Annotated in this window: 20 protein-coding genes; 8 read left to right on the top strand and 12 right to left on the bottom strand. The window is 64.7% G+C overall.

The window, feature by feature from the left end; genetic code table 11:
* Positions 1 to 4 precede the first annotated feature (4 nt).
* A complete protein-coding gene (locus ACGFNJ_RS35005) occupies positions 5 to 301 on the bottom strand; it encodes an HNH endonuclease (RefSeq protein WP_393458496.1) in 297 nt (98 codons plus the stop codon).
* Between the two features lie 748 nt (positions 302 to 1,049).
* The gene (locus ACGFNJ_RS35000) at positions 1,050 to 1,421 is read right to left on the bottom strand and encodes a MerR family transcriptional regulator (RefSeq protein ID WP_393458377.1); all 372 of its coding nucleotides are present in this window, start codon (positions 1,419 to 1,421) and stop codon (positions 1,050 to 1,052) included.
* Between the two features lie 130 nt (positions 1,422 to 1,551).
* On the opposite strand from ACGFNJ_RS35000, the gene ACGFNJ_RS34995 reads away from it, so the two are divergent.
* The 5 genes from ACGFNJ_RS34995 to ACGFNJ_RS34975 all read left to right on the top strand — a co-directional run bounded on the left by ACGFNJ_RS34995 (position 1,552) and on the right by ACGFNJ_RS34975 (position 4,326).
* Positions 1,552 to 1,989 (top strand): Hsp20/alpha crystallin family protein, encoded by a 438-nt coding sequence (locus ACGFNJ_RS34995; protein ID WP_393458374.1) that lies wholly within the window; start codon positions 1,552 to 1,554, stop codon positions 1,987 to 1,989.
* Positions 1,990 to 2,684: 695 nt separating this feature from the next.
* Positions 2,685 to 2,921, top strand: a complete 237-nt coding sequence (locus tag ACGFNJ_RS34990) for a hypothetical protein (protein ID WP_393458371.1) — start codon at positions 2,685 to 2,687, stop codon at positions 2,919 to 2,921.
* A complete protein-coding gene (locus ACGFNJ_RS34985; RefSeq protein ID WP_393458368.1) occupies positions 2,911 to 3,294 on the top strand; it encodes a cold-shock protein in 384 nt (127 codons plus the stop codon). The genes ACGFNJ_RS34990 and ACGFNJ_RS34985 overlap by 11 nt, the downstream gene beginning before the upstream one ends.
* A 101-nt stretch (positions 3,295 to 3,395) precedes the next feature.
* Complete coding sequence (locus tag ACGFNJ_RS34980; protein WP_393458365.1) at positions 3,396 to 3,668, top strand: hypothetical protein; 273 nt, start codon at positions 3,396 to 3,398, stop codon at positions 3,666 to 3,668.
* A 418-nt stretch (positions 3,669 to 4,086) separates the two neighbouring features.
* Complete coding sequence (locus tag ACGFNJ_RS34975; RefSeq protein WP_393458362.1) at positions 4,087 to 4,326, top strand: hypothetical protein; 240 nt, start codon at positions 4,087 to 4,089, stop codon at positions 4,324 to 4,326.
* Positions 4,327 to 4,379: 53 nt separating this feature from the next.
* On the opposite strand, the gene ACGFNJ_RS34970 is transcribed toward ACGFNJ_RS34975, so the two are convergent.
* A complete protein-coding gene (locus ACGFNJ_RS34970) occupies positions 4,380 to 5,021 on the bottom strand; it encodes a TetR/AcrR family transcriptional regulator (RefSeq protein ID WP_393458359.1) in 642 nt (213 codons plus the stop codon).
* A 76-nt stretch (positions 5,022 to 5,097) separates the two neighbouring features.
* Here ACGFNJ_RS34970 and ACGFNJ_RS34965 point away from each other — a divergent pair, with 76 nt between their 5' ends.
* Positions 5,098 to 5,565, top strand: coding sequence for a Dabb family protein (locus ACGFNJ_RS34965; RefSeq protein ID WP_393458356.1), 468 nt, complete (start codon positions 5,098 to 5,100; stop codon positions 5,563 to 5,565).
* A 169-nt stretch (positions 5,566 to 5,734) separates the two neighbouring features.
* On the opposite strand, the gene ACGFNJ_RS34960 is transcribed toward ACGFNJ_RS34965, so the two are convergent.
* From ACGFNJ_RS34960 to ACGFNJ_RS34950, 3 genes are all read right to left on the bottom strand, one after another.
* Positions 5,735 to 5,980: a hypothetical protein gene (locus ACGFNJ_RS34960; protein ID WP_393458353.1), complete on the bottom strand. Its 246-nt coding sequence runs from the start codon at positions 5,978 to 5,980 to the stop codon at positions 5,735 to 5,737.
* A complete protein-coding gene (locus ACGFNJ_RS34955; protein ID WP_393458350.1) occupies positions 5,981 to 6,652 on the bottom strand; it encodes a TNT domain-containing protein in 672 nt (223 codons plus the stop codon).
* Positions 6,653 to 7,011: 359 nt separating this feature from the next.
* Entirely contained in the window at positions 7,012 to 7,497 is a 486-nt protein-coding gene (locus tag ACGFNJ_RS34950; RefSeq protein ID WP_393458347.1) for a hemerythrin domain-containing protein, read from the bottom strand.
* 462 nt (positions 7,498 to 7,959) lie between these two features.
* Here ACGFNJ_RS34950 and ACGFNJ_RS34945 point away from each other — a divergent pair, with 462 nt between their 5' ends.
* Complete coding sequence (locus ACGFNJ_RS34945) at positions 7,960 to 8,301, top strand: dienelactone hydrolase family protein (RefSeq protein WP_393458493.1); 342 nt, start codon at positions 7,960 to 7,962, stop codon at positions 8,299 to 8,301.
* Between the two features lie 26 nt (positions 8,302 to 8,327).
* Here ACGFNJ_RS34945 and ACGFNJ_RS34940 read toward each other — a convergent pair whose 3' ends face one another.
* From ACGFNJ_RS34940 to ACGFNJ_RS34930, 3 genes are read right to left on the bottom strand one after another with little or no spacing between them, the layout of a single operon-like run.
* Positions 8,328 to 9,092: an SDR family oxidoreductase gene (locus ACGFNJ_RS34940; protein ID WP_393458344.1), complete on the bottom strand. Its 765-nt coding sequence runs from the start codon at positions 9,090 to 9,092 to the stop codon at positions 8,328 to 8,330.
* A 2-nt stretch (positions 9,093 to 9,094) separates the two neighbouring features.
* Positions 9,095 to 9,688: a nuclear transport factor 2 family protein gene (locus tag ACGFNJ_RS34935; RefSeq protein ID WP_393458341.1), complete on the bottom strand. Its 594-nt coding sequence runs from the start codon at positions 9,686 to 9,688 to the stop codon at positions 9,095 to 9,097.
* Between the two features lie 43 nt (positions 9,689 to 9,731).
* A complete protein-coding gene (locus tag ACGFNJ_RS34930) occupies positions 9,732 to 11,138 on the bottom strand; it encodes an MFS transporter (protein ID WP_393458338.1) in 1,407 nt (468 codons plus the stop codon).
* A 116-nt stretch (positions 11,139 to 11,254) separates the two neighbouring features.
* Between ACGFNJ_RS34930 and ACGFNJ_RS34925 the strand changes: the two genes are divergently transcribed.
* Entirely contained in the window at positions 11,255 to 12,046 is a 792-nt protein-coding gene (locus tag ACGFNJ_RS34925; protein WP_393458335.1) for a helix-turn-helix domain-containing protein, read from the top strand.
* Positions 12,047 to 12,174: 128 nt separating this feature from the next.
* On the opposite strand, the gene ACGFNJ_RS34920 is transcribed toward ACGFNJ_RS34925, so the two are convergent.
* The 3 genes from ACGFNJ_RS34920 to ACGFNJ_RS34910 form a co-directional block, all read right to left on the bottom strand.
* Positions 12,175 to 12,483, bottom strand: a complete 309-nt coding sequence (locus ACGFNJ_RS34920; RefSeq protein ID WP_393458332.1) for a hypothetical protein — start codon at positions 12,481 to 12,483, stop codon at positions 12,175 to 12,177.
* Positions 12,480 to 13,001, bottom strand: a complete 522-nt coding sequence (locus ACGFNJ_RS34915) for a hypothetical protein (RefSeq protein ID WP_393458329.1) — start codon at positions 12,999 to 13,001, stop codon at positions 12,480 to 12,482. Before ACGFNJ_RS34915 ends, ACGFNJ_RS34920 begins: the two co-directional genes overlap by 4 nt.
* Positions 13,002 to 13,519: 518 nt before the next feature.
* Positions 13,520 to 15,178, bottom strand: coding sequence for an amidohydrolase (locus tag ACGFNJ_RS34910; RefSeq protein WP_393458326.1), 1,659 nt, complete (start codon positions 15,176 to 15,178; stop codon positions 13,520 to 13,522).
* Positions 15,179 to 15,195 lie beyond the last annotated feature (17 nt).

Raw genomic sequence — 15,195 nt, 5'->3', positions numbered from 1 at the left:
TTCTCTAGGCGAATCGTGTCGTGAGCTCGGTCGAGATCTCGTAGTGGCGCACGAGGAACAAGCGTTCGTCGAGCTTCTTGCGCCGCAGCCAACTAGTCACCTCGATGTTGCATTTGCTGGCGTTGCACGACCCGCATGCGGGCACGACGTTGCCGAGCGTGTAGCGGCCGCCGCGCGAGAGGGCCTGCACGCAGTCCTTCTGCAGCGAGGTGCCGGGGGAGCCGCAGTAAGCACACCCACCCCAGGACGCCTTGAGCGCGTCCCATTGCGCATCGGTGAGGTCGTGGGTGACACGCGCCATCCGCTTCTTGCGCTTGCGCGCGGCGCGAACCTGTTTGCTACCGCCAGTCGGCACGGGGTGAGAATACGTGTCGCGACAGTCAAAAGGTCGGAGGCCGAGCGCACTGGTTCCGTCACAGTCATGCACCGTGGACACCGGCGCTGGCACTCGTTGTGGATGGCTCGGGTCGCCGGTGGCGCTGTACACGGCAGTACTGGCGCGAAAGTCGGTGCGCGGTAATCGTTGACGGGCATGCTGGACGTTCTCGCGCACCTCGTTGTCAGCTCCGGGTGCCGTAGCTCTCATGTCTTGGGTGTTCGCAGTCTCCAGCACCCATCTTCGTCATCCCGGCATGCCTTCTGACGGGATCCGTTGTCGGCCTGTGTGTTTCGGCCGAAGGCACGATCGACTTCGCCCATTTGAGCGCCTGTGGGGATCTGCTCGTGACCACGAGCTCCAGTGTGCTGGTCTACCTCGACGCCGAACTCGCTGCACTCGGACTGACCGGCTGTCGACCGCTACGGGTGCGTGACACGTTGTTCCGATCCCCGCGGACGTGACCTGGGAAGAGCGTGCGGGTGCACGAGTTCCTGATCCTTGGGCAAGGGGCGCGATGGGCCAGCGTGATGATCTCGGCGCACATGTCGGTGGTGACGGTCTCGGTGCGGGCGAGTGTGATCTGGCGCTGGATGTGTTCGAGCTGGCGCAGGGTGGCCAGGTCAACGGGCGATGTCAGGCATCCCAGGGCCGATCCGCTCGGATGTGGTGGTCATGGTGTGTCGCGGAGCCGGTCGCGTTCGGCGGTGAGCGCGGCGTTGGAGTGGCGTAGTGCGGTGTTGGCGTCCGCGAGGGCGGTGTTGGTGTCTTCGAGGTCAAGGATCCGCGCGATCGCGGCGAGGTTGATCCCTTGGCCGGCCAGCGCGGAGATACGCGCTAACCGGGTGAGGTCGTCGTTGCTGTAGCGGCGGGTACCTCCCGCGCTGCGGGCTGGCGTAACCAGGCCGTGCTGCTCGTACAAGCGCAGCGAATGGGCCCCCATCCCGGCCAGCTCGGCGGCTACCGAGATCCCGTACACCGCTTGCCCGTGGCCCGGCCGGTGATCACTGGTGGGGCCGGGCATGGGGTCGTTTCGATCCAGCATCCTGCTCCTTCTTCTCGATACTTCCAGATTACCTAACCACGACACTTGCACTCTTCTCAGTAGAGTGCTAAAACAAATCTCAGCCAGATGACAGAGGTTATCTGAGTGCCGTCGAAAGAGATTGGAGTGAGTGGAGGTGGCGACCATGCTGATGCGCACCGATCCGTTCCGGGATCTGGATCGCCTGACCCAGCAGGTGTTCGGCACGTCGGCCCGTCCGGCAGCCATGCCGATGGACGCCTGGCGCGAGAGCGATGAGTTCTACGTCGAACTCGACCTGCCCGGCATCGACCCTGAATCCCTGGACTTGGATATCGAACGCAACGTGGTGACCGTCAAGGCGTCACGCGCACAACTGGACCCGGACCGGTCGATGATCGCCGCGGAACGTACCCGCGGGGTGTTCTCCCGCCAGCTGTTCCTGGGGGAGAACCTCGACACCGACGCCATCCGCGCGGACTACCGCGACGGGGTGCTGCGCTTGGTGATCCCGGTCGCGGAGAAGGCCAAACCCCGCAAGATCGAGATCATCCACCACAACAGCAACCATCAGGCCATCAACGCCTGAGCCCGGCGCCATCACGGGAAGGCCCTGTGATGATCCTCATGACGAATGGCGCGACCGGTCCCGCGCCGAGCGAGACTGCCGAGGAGTTGTCGTGGCTGGATCCCCGGCTGCTGAGCTTGGATCCTGATCTCGAGGGATTGTTCGCCGAGATCGACGACATCCTGTGCCGGGCCCGCAACCGCTGGGACTGCCCGCCGCGACGTGAACCCCGCACACCTCGGCCACGGCCTGGCCGCAGGTGGCCGATCATGTGTCACCACGGCCACCGGCCCGGCCCCGAGCAGGGTCGAGGACGCGGCCCGCCCACCGCACATCCGAGCCGGGCTCGACTTGGTATTCGACGACCAGTGAGAGCGAGGTGATGCCCGTCAAACACATCGACAAACAACACAGACCATACGAAACGTTCTCCTACACAGCTGTTCTCGCGATCAAGGGCCGGCGGCCGATTGCCCGGACCCGCACACCGGCACCAAGCGCCGCACCGAACACTCTCGGTCCGGCACGTGCACAGCCACCGCGAGTGGCATCCGGTTGACAGGCACGGATTCGTCGGCCCGCGCGCGAACACATCACAGAGAAGTCCTGTTCAGATTCCTTCCGTCTACGGGTGAGCCCGGTCAGCTGGGGTTTTCCGGGCTCACCCGGCCCTTCACTTCATCGACCACGATCGACACAAGAGGAGGAGAGAGCTAATGAGCAGTACCGCACCCTTTGCTGCGGCAGGCAGTGACTTCGACCGCGCCGAACAGAACGTTCTCCTCCGCGACAACGACGGCCAGGCCGGACTGGATCCGACCACGCTGGCACCGCCGCCGGAAACCGTGCGCGGCGCGCTCGAGTACGCCGCACTCACCGACCGTATCGACCAAGCCTGGATCACCCCACTGGACTGCGATGACGACGACTACGACCACCACAATGCCGACTGACAGCCCAATCCTCGCCACCTCGCGATGCGAACCTCACACCCATGACGCGCAGCCGCTGCCGCGCTGGCAGCACGGCCACGTCGCCTGGTTCAACACCGAGAAGGGCTTCGGCTTCCTGACACCCGATACCGGTCCCGCGGTGTTCGTCGATTACCAGGTGATCGACGTCCCCGGATTCAAAACGCTCACTGCCGGGCAACCGGTGACGTTCACCGCCGCCGACACCCCGCGCGGCTCCGAAGCCACCCGCGTCGTGCCCTACACGCGCACCACCAGCGTCCTGCCCCTACCCGCGCCGGGCACCGGTCGACCGCTCCCACGAACCCCACCTGATCGGCCGCATCGTTCCCGCTGCCGTGCGCGCGCCGCGTGAGTCGGACACCGGCGGTGGCCAACCCTGCCACCGCCCGCCGCAGCACAGCCGCGACCGCAGCACAGCTCCTCACCAGCACAGCCCAACCCCCGGTAATCGCCATGACTTCCACACACCCGACCCAGGCCACCGGCCGCCCGCGTCCTCGCACCGCCACGCACCGGATACCCGCCGCCGCAACCGATCCCGACGGCTCCTCCGTGGTGTACTGGCCCGAACCCAGCCCCCTGCGCCCTTGGTGGGACACGATCATGCAACCCGCCATGCCCGCCGATCCGGCCGCACCCCGATCTCCTGACCCTCGTCATCCGCACGCCCGCAACCCCTACCCGCGCCGCACCCGACCGGCCGCGAGCGCAATCACCGGTCGCTGACCCCATTTTGGGCCGCCCGCAAGCGGGCGGCCCAAACGCTCATTGGCCCTCCGTGATACCAAACAATCCGGCAACCAAGCTGGTCGAGGATGGTGGCCCGGCGATGCTTGGCTACCACCCTGGCATCGACTCCGCTCCGTCGTTCCTCTCGGTGTGTCGAAAGCGCGCCCATGGTCGCGCTGATCGACCTGGTTCGCGTGGGATGAAAGGCCAACCGGTCGTGGCGATCCGGGGCCTGCCGAACGCCGGATGATGTCTGCGGGTTCGGGCGGTCGACCGCTACCCACTCGGTTCGGCGCGGCCAGCGCGGGTCGACGGAAGATCAACGGGCAGAGATCATTTCAGCGTCGGTGACGCACGCACATGCCGAGTTCAGTCCGTCAATGTACGGGGCATGCGGAGGCGGTATCGGGCTAGCATGGCGCGCGTGTGGTTCAAAAAGTACGTGATCGTGTTCGGGGTGCTGTTGGTGTTGTCCGGCGGGTTGTGGGTGTTCGGTAAGTGGGTGGAGAATCCCGCCTTGTTCGACTTCTCGGACTGTTCGGGGGCCTACTGTCCGCCGGAGGTGTACCAGTCGATTGCCGCGCAACCGACCGTGACGACGGGGTCGGATGGACAGGATTACTTTACGGCTGAAGCCGTTTCGTGTTGTCGATGATCTTCATGAATTGATCGACGACTGCGGGCCAGGGGATCGCTGCGCGCCCTGTCTCACTGCGCATCGTTGCCGAAGGCACGCAGAAAGGTCGTCACTGCGTTCTCGGTGACTCGGCGCAACTCGGCTCGGGAGACCTTCCGTGTTCCCAACCGGGAACGATTCTCCAACGGGCCCGTGAGCAGGGCGCCGAACTGTTCGGCGGCGATCGCGGGATCACCATCGAATGTCAGCCTGTCGGCCAACGCAAGCCTTGCCAGCTGCGCCGCCAGGGCGTCGTTGACTCGGTCGGTGGCCCTGTCGCTGACGATGTCGAGCAGATCCGGCATGTTCAACACGTTCGCCTGCAGCAGGCGCCGCAACGCTTCGGACCGCTCATCGCAATAGCACTCGGCGAGTCTGAGCCCGGTCTCGGTCAGCAGTGCGGCCAGATCGCCGCGGCCACCGAGCAGTTCGACCGCGGCGAGGTTTCGAATCAGGGCCTGGTCGGACAGTGCGGCAACCACTTCGCGGAACAGATTCTCCTTGTCGCCGAAGTGGTTATAGATCGTGTGCTTGGCGACCCGAGCCTCGACCGCGATCGCGTCGACACCGGCCAGGTGGTACCCGTCGCGGGCGAAGATCGTGAACGCGGCGTCGAGGATCGCTTGCCGCTTGTCGATCCGCCCGGTCGGGCCGCCCGGTTTCTCTGCGCGCACGAAGCAACCATAGCGTCAGCACCCGCTAGTGCGCTAAATTGCACTGGCTAGTGCAGTTGGAGTTTTTGGAGGGACGATGATCATCAATCTGCTGCGGTTCAGCTTCAAACCCGGTGTCACCGAGGAAGAGAAGGCAGAAGTCCTGGCCGCAATGCGCCGTACCGCGTCGGTCGAGTCAACGGTGTTCGCCACTGTCGGCCAGGATCTCGGGGACCCCGACGACGGTTTCACCCATGCCTATCTGACCGCGATCCCCGACCTGGACGCGCTCGAGCGATACATGCACGATCCGGTACATCTGGAGGGTGACGAGTACATCCTGCCGCGATTGGCCAAACTGTCGCCAGTGCGGTTGTCCGACGATCCCGACCCCGAACTGCTGCATAAGATCTCCGCAATCCACGCGAGCAAAGTAGAGAGGTATCCCGCCTGGGGCCGTGGAGTGGACGCACTCTTCGGTGCCGCCGGGACGGAACCCACGCCAGCGGTCACGACACGGCGCCGGGACAACAAGCAACCCGAGACCAGATCATGGAAGTCCTGACGACGATGCCGACGTGACGCTGGTCACCGACGGTGACACGTTTGCCGAATTCACCTCTGGAACGCACGCTCATGCCCCGGCCGCGCTGATCGAACCGGCGACGCAGCTGCGGCTGCGCTCACGGTGTCAGCCAGACGCACTCGCATAGCCCGCCTTGTTCACCGCTCGATCACATCGGTGAGTGGCCGGTGAGGGCTCGGTACAGCCAGGCGGTGGCGTCGGACTCAGCCCTGAACCGTTCTCGCACATCGTATGTGCCGCGTTCGAACGCGCCGACCTCCCAGCCGCCTGAGCCTGGTCGCAAGAACCAGAAATCGGTGGGGAGCTGGTCGTGGGAGTGGATACCTGGGATCTGGAACGATTCCGGGGGCAGTCCGGCCCCGAGCAACGCTGCGCTGAGTTGCTTGCGATCCATTCAGGCGGGCCTTTCTTCGACGAGGTAGCCGTTCTGTAGGAGCCAGGTGACACTCAGTGCCGATCCGGCGTCGGGCAGATAGGTGGCCTGCAGCATGAATTGCGTGCCGCCGCCGGGCTGTTCGAACCAGGGAGCGATCGGCCCGGCGTCGACCATGAACGGCTTCAGTACACAGTAGAGGTGGTAGTTGCTCTGCGATGTTCCCTGAGGGGTGTTCAGATTCTGGGGCGGCAGCGCTCGCGCGGCGAACCGATCACCGGCCGGTGCCAGGAACCGTCCACCAGGAAACCCGAATCGGTCGATTCGCTGGCCGGGCCACAGTGCCTGCGCATAGCGGATCGCGTGTCCGCCGAGCATCAGGAATCCGTCGGCGGGTGGGTAGATCCAGCCGGAACCGTTGCGGTATTTCGCTACGAAGTCTTCCGCGGACAGTGACTCGAACCGCTGATATCCGATCAGGAGCGGCCCTACCGGCGGCGTTCGCGGCAGCGGGTCGGGTCCGAGATACGGTCGATTCGGGTCGTAGAAGCTGGTCGTCGCCGGCGCGGTGTCCGGAGTTCCCGGGGTGCACATGGATTGCCCTGAGCCGGGCTGAGCCTGCGCCGGGAGCGGTGGGCCGACCAGAAGAAGCAGTGCAGCCAAGATCGTGGTGACGAAAGTCCGGTAACGCACGATACCCCCAAGAGCCTGAAAGTATTTGCGGCTCAAGAATATAGGATCCATATGCCGCACATCTCGAAATCGGCCCGACGGGATCGGGTCATAGCCTGACGCGCTGGCACGGCTGATCCACGACTCGGCTCCGAGGCCAACCTCGTTGTGCTACAGGTTTGTTCAGATCAACCCGCTGCTCCCCGAGGTGAGCTCCGGCCTCTCGGCTATCTAGGGTGTGTCTCCAAATCCACTAGGGCGTGCCGCTCAGAACAGCCGCTTCTGCCGAATGCAGGTTGAGTTCTCACGGCGTGATGGTGATACCGGCGGACAGCGGCACCTGCCGAATCCCTGATGGGTCGTGCGCGTCTATCAGGACGTCATTGCCTGCGACTGAACAGTTCTGCTGCGGTGTACTCGGCGCCGGGTAGTTTGTCGAGGGCGGTCGTGATTCGGCGTTCCTCCCATTGGAAATGGGATTCCAGAATGGCTGATAGGCCGGCGATCTCGTTGCGGACTGTCGCGAGATTCTCGGTGTTGAGTTCGGTGAGTGCGGTGGTCATCCGGGTCAGGATGTCGGCGACCAGATGGTGGTCGGCGGAGAGTTCGGTGAGTACCGGGGCCAGGTCTGGGAAGTGTTGGGCCAGAACGGGAAACGCTGTTCGGTCCTCGCTGGTGTGGTGGTCGGTGAGGGCCTGGCAGAAGGCAAGGCAGTGCGCGCGCAGGTCCCGGAGCGGGCCGATCGGCTCGTCACCCGGATATTCGTCCAGTGCGCGGGCGACGCGGCGTAGTTCGCTACGCAACCAGTGGTGAGTGTCGATCAGTTCGCGGCCTAGAGCGCGGGCGCGACGGGGGTCGGTGGACATGGAGATCTCTTTCGCGAAGCAGGCGGGAGGCGGCCGTCGCGGATGGTAAAGAATGCGCGAGGGCCTCAAAGGTGTTGTGGCAGTAGCGATCATGCGCTTCGAACGGCGCGCCCGATATCAGCAGGGCAGGAAGAGTCGTTCCATGTCTGCCTCCGGAAATGTGGTGCCTCCATGCCGACGCCGTCCACCTGGCGCGTACACGCGACACCACCATTCTATGCGGACGGCAACGTGCCTTCCGGCAGCGTGAACCGAGGCGTTGATCACTACAGACAAACCGCGCTTCAGGTGGTGAGGAAGACCGGTAGTCGGGAATGTCCGTTGGAGATGAAGCTACTCACGGGCCGCAACTCGGTCGGGTCGACTGCCAGGCGGAGCTTCGGTACTGCGCGCGCTTGAACCACCGCGCCATCTGGATGGAACATTCGCGCCACGAGGCCGCTACCGCAGCGCTTCGTGCCGATGATCGGCTGCGGCGTGATTCACGACCTACTTCCCTCGCGACCCGCTACCGCGGCCGTCCTGCTCCTGCACGGCCTTGCTGATATTCCGTCCGAAACACGGGCAGGCCTGCCGGTGCAGCTACACATCTCAGCATCCGACAGGTTTGCACCCGCAGAGCAGCTGACTGCCTGGCAGGCTCGCGCCCGCCGCCACGGAGCCGCAGCGACAGTGCACACCTATTCCGGCGCCGGGCATTTCTACACCGACGACACTCTGCCGGACTTCGATCGCCTGGCCACCGACCTGACATGGCAACACGCTACCCAGTTTCTGACTGACCTTGAACCAGAACCGACCTGAGCCCGGTCCGGGAGCTGAACTGCCGTTCATAACCCGACACCGCCGGTGACATCGATTGTGGCGCCGGTGATCCAGCGGGCGTCCTCGGCGGCCAGGAACGCCACTGCGTCGGCGATGTCGGGGACTTGGCCGATCCGGCCGAGGGCGGTGAGGCCGATGGTGCGGGCCATGTTCGCCGGGTCGGCGAGCGCGTCGGCCGTCATGTCGGTGTGGGTGTAGCCGACCGCGACGGAGTTCACGGTGATTGCTTGTGGCCCAAGGTGTTTGGCCAGGGTATGACTGAACACGTCGAGTGCGCCTTTGGTGAGCGCGTAGCCGATGCCGGGGACCGTGGCGAGACGGGCGACGACGGAGGAGATGTTGATGATCCGGCCGCCGTCACGCAGCCGTGGCAGCAGCCGCTGGGTGAGGAATACCGGTGCCTTGAGGTTGACGGCGATCATGCGGTCGAACTCCTCGGCGGCGAGAATCTCGATCGGACGCTCCATGACGTAGTGCCCCGCGTTGTGCACCAGAATGTCAATTCCCCACTCCCCGTGCGCATTCAGTTCGGCAGCCAGACCGTCCGCTAGGGTCTCCACATCGCCGGGAACGCCCAACTCGGCACCCACGATGAACGCCCGGCCGCCTGCCTCGGCGATGGCCGCTGCGGTCTGCTGCGCCGCCGGCTCATTGCTGCCGTAGTGCACCGCAACCAAAGCGCCGTCCCTGGCCAATCTTTCGGCGATGCCGCGCCCGATGCCCCGGCTGCCGCCGGTGACCAGCGCGACCTTTCCGTCGAGGTTTCCCATGGTCACTCCCCGTCCAGCCAGGCGCGGCCCGATTCGAGGATGGTGCGCTCCTTGTCGCTGAAGCGAGTCGGGTACGTGCCGGTCACCGGGACTCCGCTGCGTTCGAGCAGGTACGCCAGTGCCGCGTATTCGCGGGGATGGCGACCACGAAGGGCCTCGGCGCCGATGTGTTCCGCGCCGTCGACGCCGTAGGGGTAGGTGAATCCGCCTAGGTCGTAAACGGAGTCGCGATGGGCGATGCGCCAGACGCCGTCGTGGCGGCGCACGCGATCGAGGAAGCGGTTGTGGATTGTCGCGCCGAGACCGGACTCGAGGTGGTCGGCGAGCAGGATCGCGTTGGTCTCGACGAACGCGCGATCGCCCGCGAATTCGATGGCGGGGGAGCCGATGAAGTGCTTGTTGCGTAACGGGCCGCCGCTGAGGCGACGGGAGCCGTCGATGAAGTCGCGGGCACTGCCGGAGAACCACAGGATCGTCAGTGTCGCGTCCTCGTGGAACAGCCCGGCCAGTTCCTCCCACTGCTGCCGGTCGCGATGGATCCAGCCCGACATCAGCTCGCTGATTGCCAGACGGTCGGCGATTCGATCATCGGTCATGTCCGAAACCTCCTTGTTCGCATACTGATTGAGTCCTGATTCGCTATTCACGTCGACGGATGCCTACGGCGATGGCGGCGAGCGCGGCCACGACCATGAACGCGGCCAGCGTGAGATAAGAGCCGGTGAAGCCCGCCTGGGTGGGTAGTCCGTCGCGCTGATGGCCCGCGATCATGGCCGCGGTGACCTGGGTGCCGATCGCGCCGCCGAGCATGCGGACGACGGTGTTCATGCCGGTCGTCTCCGCGACGTTCACGACGGGAACCGAATGCACGATCACGGTCATGAGGGTGGGGAAGGCGATGCCGAAGCCGAGTCCCATGAGTCCGAGGCTGATCATCATGTCGTAGGGGTGTGCGCTCCACACGGCCATGTAGCCGAATCCCGCTGCGGTGATCAGGGTTCCGAGGGTGAGGGCGGTCGTCGCCCTGATCCTGGCGGCCAGCCGCCCGGCATACGGGCTGACGATGATCGTCGGGATCGACATCGGCAGGCAGTACAGCCCGCACGCCAGAATGCCTGCGTGGTAACCGAATCCGGCCTCCGGCGGGAGTTGGGCGAAGATCGGGTAGACGGCGAAGGCGCCGTACATGCCCGCGCCGAACAGCAGGGCGACGACGTTGGTGGTCCACACCCCGCGCAGCCGCATCAAACTCATGTTGATCAGTGGCCTGCTGCCGAACGTCTCAGCGGCGATCCAAACACCGCACACCACGACACCGCCGATGATTACCCCGAGGGTCCGGCCCGTCACCCAACCCCATTGGCCCCCTTCGCTGATCCCCAGCACCACAGCCGTGACACCGACGACCATCAACGCCGCGTTGAGCCAGTTGACCCGACCGCCCGGGCGCACCGGAGACTCGCGCACCAGCATCCAGGTCCCGGCCAAGGCGATCAACGTGATGACCATCGGAATCCAGAACAGCCAGTGCCAGTTCAGGTACGGCAGGATCAGGCCGGGCAGGATGATCCCGACCGCGCCGACGCCGATCATCGCGGTCACCGCGCCGATGCCCGCCGCGACGCGCTCGTGCGGGAACTCGTCGCGAATGATGCCGAACGCCAACGGGAACAACCCGCCCGCGAGGCCTTGCATCGCACGTCCGGCGATTTCCGGGGCGAGCGAATTCGATACGGCGCAGACGAGTCCGCCCGCGGCCATGACGGCCAGGACGAGCAGCAGCATCCGCCGCTTGCCGAACATGTCGCCGAGTCGGCCGATCACCGCGGTCGCCGCGGCGGCGGCGAGGAAGTAGGCGGTCAGCAACCAGGTGATGCCGTTCTCGCTGGTGTGCAGGTCTCGCTGGAGCAGGGGGAGCGCCGGGACGACCACCGATCCCAGGACGCCATATGCCAACGCGCCCAGCATCAGTGGCGCCAGGACCAGGCCCACGTTCACTTCGGTCTCCGGTGGTCTCGTCCGTGTTCCGGTTGCCGCAATCGACATCTCGATCTCCTTGGTCAGGTGTGCCTAACCAATGTCGTCCGCGGTGGGTGTTGCCTGCTACCGTCATCCGGACAGCGGATTCCGGATTTCCGCCAAGATCGGTGTCACTATGGGGTGTGCCTCAACACCGCCAGATCCCGTGGTTCGGCTACGACGACATTCAGGGCCGCTGGGCGCTCGTGCACGGCGAGGGCATCGCACCGCATTCGCATGAGCAGGGTCAGCTGCTGTACGCGGCCAGCGGGGTGCTTGCCACCACCACCGTTGGCGGCACCTGGGTCTCGCCGGCGAACCGAATATCCTGGACCCCACCGCATTTCGAGCACTATCACCGCGCCTACGGCGACACTGAGATCAGCATCCTCGAGGTGCCCGAAGCATTGTGTGCCGTGCTTCCCGCGCAGCCGAGCGTGTTCGCGGTGTCCGGGCTGCTGCGCGAGGCCGTGTTGAAGCTCACCGGCGGCAGCACGCTGCGGCCGACGGCCGCGGACCGGCTGCTGCGGGTGATCGTCGACGAATTGACCGAACTACCCGAGCAGTCACTGCACTTGCCCGAACCCGTCGACGACCGACTGCGCGCGGTGACCGACCGGCTGCACGCCGATCCGGCCGAGTCGGCCACGCTCGAGGAACTGGGACGAGCCGTTGGTGCGAGCGAGCGCACCCTCAGCCGCCTGTTCCGTACCGAGCTGGGCATGAGCTTCAACCAGTGGCGCACGCTGCTGCGCGTGCAGCACGCGCTGGTGCATCTCGTGCACGGCCACTCGGTCACCGAGATCGCGGTTCGCTGCGGCTGGTCCAATCCCACCAGCTTCATCGAGGCCTTCACCGCAATCATCGGCCAGACCCCGGGCCGGTACCAGGCCGATCTGCGGCACGCGGGGGATATCAGCGCCCCGCCGCGGTGAGGCGACCCCGGGGTGCCGGGCAGTTCGGTCTCCTCGACGAACAGCACCCTGAAATACCGGCCGGGCACGCGGGTGACGCTCACCGCGCGCCGAGGGGAATTCGTGGCCGGTGACGGGGGGCTAGCGGCCTACTTCGGCCACAGACCCTCGTGGAAATCGTGCCAGTGTTTCTCGGCAAGCTTGGCGAAATATGTCTTTCGATCGTCGCCCCACGGTGTCACGACCTGGTCGCGCAAGGACTCACCCATTTCTCGAACGGCCTCGTCCCAGGTGGTTTCTTCTCGATGGATACGATCGTACAAATTCTGCGCGGTCCGCGCGTTGTCGTACTCGGACACCTCTGGGCCGATGTCGGGGCCGTGTCGTGCCTTGATCTCGTGCCGCACCCTTGCCGCCTCGAGGTATCGAACACTCCGTGCGTCGATCAGCTTCTTCACTTGATATTTCTGCCAGTCGGGCAGCTTGGCACCTGGCTCCGGCGGCGCGATGATTCGAGACGCCGGCTCAGCGCGCGCCAGGCAACCTCCTCCGCGAAGGCATTAGTGGTCCAAGCGACATCTGCGCGGAACATGGTCTTCTCCGGCGTCGGTATGTTGAGGACCTTCCTGTCGAAATACTCATCACCGCCGAATTCGGGTCCGTCGTACTTGATTCGCCACCCCTGTCCACGCAATTCGCGCAAATGACGGGTCAAAGTCGGCGAGAGTGCGATGACATCAAATACGCGCGGAGCCAGTTCCTCGGCGTACTTCTGTTTAGCCGCAATGTCATCCACGGCATTCCCCACGGCCTTTTCGAGCCACGAATGATCGGTATTGGTGGCTTTCTCGACCACATCGGCTGCCGCCTGAGCCGGGCTGCGGAAATCGTGGTCCATGACGAACTCGATCTTCCCGGCCAGCTTGCGGATGCGTCCGATCAACTCCAAAAACTTCCCACGAGCACTGCCGCTCACATCCGCTCCAACATGCCTATCCTTCGCACCGCGCACCGAACCATGTAGTCAGAATATCTGTCCCCAACAGAGGGAATAGTATGCGCTGCATTGGTTTTCGACTTCATCAGTCGTAGAGCCGATGCGGCTTTGGCTCGCATTTTCCGAGATGCACCGCTGGACAAGTGATCAGGGGAACTGAGGCAGCTCGCCCGATGCCGCCCTCTTGCCTGCATTGGATTCAGGAGCACTCCTCGGTGCACGGACCCGATGGGACAGAGCGGGCCTGCGGAAGATCAACGGGCCGAGGGTGATCCGACGTCGGCCGAATCGCACCACAACGCAGATGTGCGCGCGGAGACCGCAGCTGGTCACGTGATCAGGGGGCACTGTGGGCGGCATCGGTCGAGAGGCCACTTACCTCAGTGCCCTCTGATCACCTGTCCAGCAACGTATCTCGATCGATGTCGGCCAATCACACAGCATCCCTGCATGCACGGCCTACAGGCTGAGGTGGTGGTGCGGTTCAGAACATCCGCTCATGCCGCCGGGCTCCCTGAATAGACCTGGTTGCCGTTCATCCAGGTTTCCAGGACTGTGATGTCTTTGATCTGATCCGGTGGGCAGGCGCGGGGGTCTTGGTCGAGGATGACGAAGTCGGCGTATTTGCCGACTTCGAGGCTGCCGACTTCATGTTCGGAGGAGAGCTGCCACGCCGCTTCGGATGTCACGGCGCGGATTGCTGATTCCACCGATATGCGCTCTTCGGGTGCCAGCACGTAGTCGGGTTCTTTCCAGGTGCGACGGGTGACGGCCATCTCGATCATGTGCAGTGGGCGGGGGTCGGTGACCATGAAGTCGGAGTGCAGCGTGAACCCGATTCCCGCTGCCTCCACGCTGCGGCACCGGTCGAGCAGCAGTGCCTTTTGTGCGCCGAAGACCTTGTCGCGCATCGCAATACCCCAGTAGTGGACATGCCCGATCAGGAAGCTGGCGGATACGCCCAGGTCTTTCATGCGGGTGATCTGTTCGTCGTGCAGGATCGAGCAATGCTCGATCCGCACCCGCGCAGCGCCTGGCTCCACCCCGGCATCGCGTATCGCGTCGCAGGCATCCAGGATGTTGTCGATACCGGCGTCGCCATTGCCGTGGATCGCGAGCGACCAGCCTTTGCTCGCGCGGTCGACCGCCTCCGCGGCGAGCACCTTAGGCTCCATGTAGGCGATTCCGTAGTTGTCGGTATTGAGATACGGCTCGCGTTGCAGGCCGGTGAATCCCTGGTTGGAGCCGTCGGCGACGAGTTTGTAGCCCGCGATACGCACCAACGCGTCGCCGTCGCCCGGCCGCACCCCCGCCGCGTCCCAGGTGTCAGTGCCGAGGGTGTAGAAGGGGTAGGCGCGGATACGGGTGTTGAGCTTGCCGGTGCCGGCCGCCTGCGTCAGGACGGTGAGGTCGTCGGGCGTGTGGCTCAAGGTGCCCAATCCCAGTTCACTTACTGTGGTCAACCCGACCTGCCGCCAACCTTCGAGTAGGTCGATCAGCGCGTCGACCGGGTTCAATCCGGCAGCGGCGTCGCATTTTCCAAGGACCTGGTTGTATGCGACACCGTTTTTCATTGTCCCGGTGAGTTTTCCGTCGGCATCGCGAACGAACTCGGCTCCCTCCGGATCCTCCACATCCTCCCCGATGCCTGCGGCGGCGAAGGCCGCGGAATTCGCGTAGGCAATGTGTCCGGAGGCGTTGAGGACGAACACCGGGTGCGTGGTCGATACCGCGTCGAGTTCGGCGAACGTCAGCGCTGCCAGGTCCGGCTGTACGGCCGGATCGAAATTGCGGGCGAGGATCCATTTGCCTTCGGGCGCTTGGCTTGCCATGTCCGTCAGATGATCGAGCACCTCTCGCGCGGTGGCGAAGCGTGCCATGCCGACGTACTCCATCAGCGCCGCCACCATGCTGCCGGTCAATACATGGGTGTGCGCATCGACGAAGCCCGGCAACATCGTTCGGCCGGCCAGATCGATCTCCGTGGCTCCCACCCCCACGATGTCGCGTACCTGCGCCTCCGCGCCGACCGCTACGATCCGATTGCCCTGAACCGCGATTGCCTCGGCAATCGAGAAGGCCCGGTCAACGGTCAATATCGTGCCGCCCGTGAACAAGTACAGCTGTTCGCCCTCGGGAATCCCTGAAGTGTCCATCGATGTCCCCTGCTCTG

The organism is Nocardia sp. NPDC049149, assembly GCF_043197455.1.
Lineage (GTDB): Bacteria > Actinomycetota > Actinomycetes > Mycobacteriales > Mycobacteriaceae > Nocardia.
The sequence above is the reverse complement of the archived record's forward strand: the minus strand, read 5'-3'. Positions and strand labels throughout refer to the sequence as shown.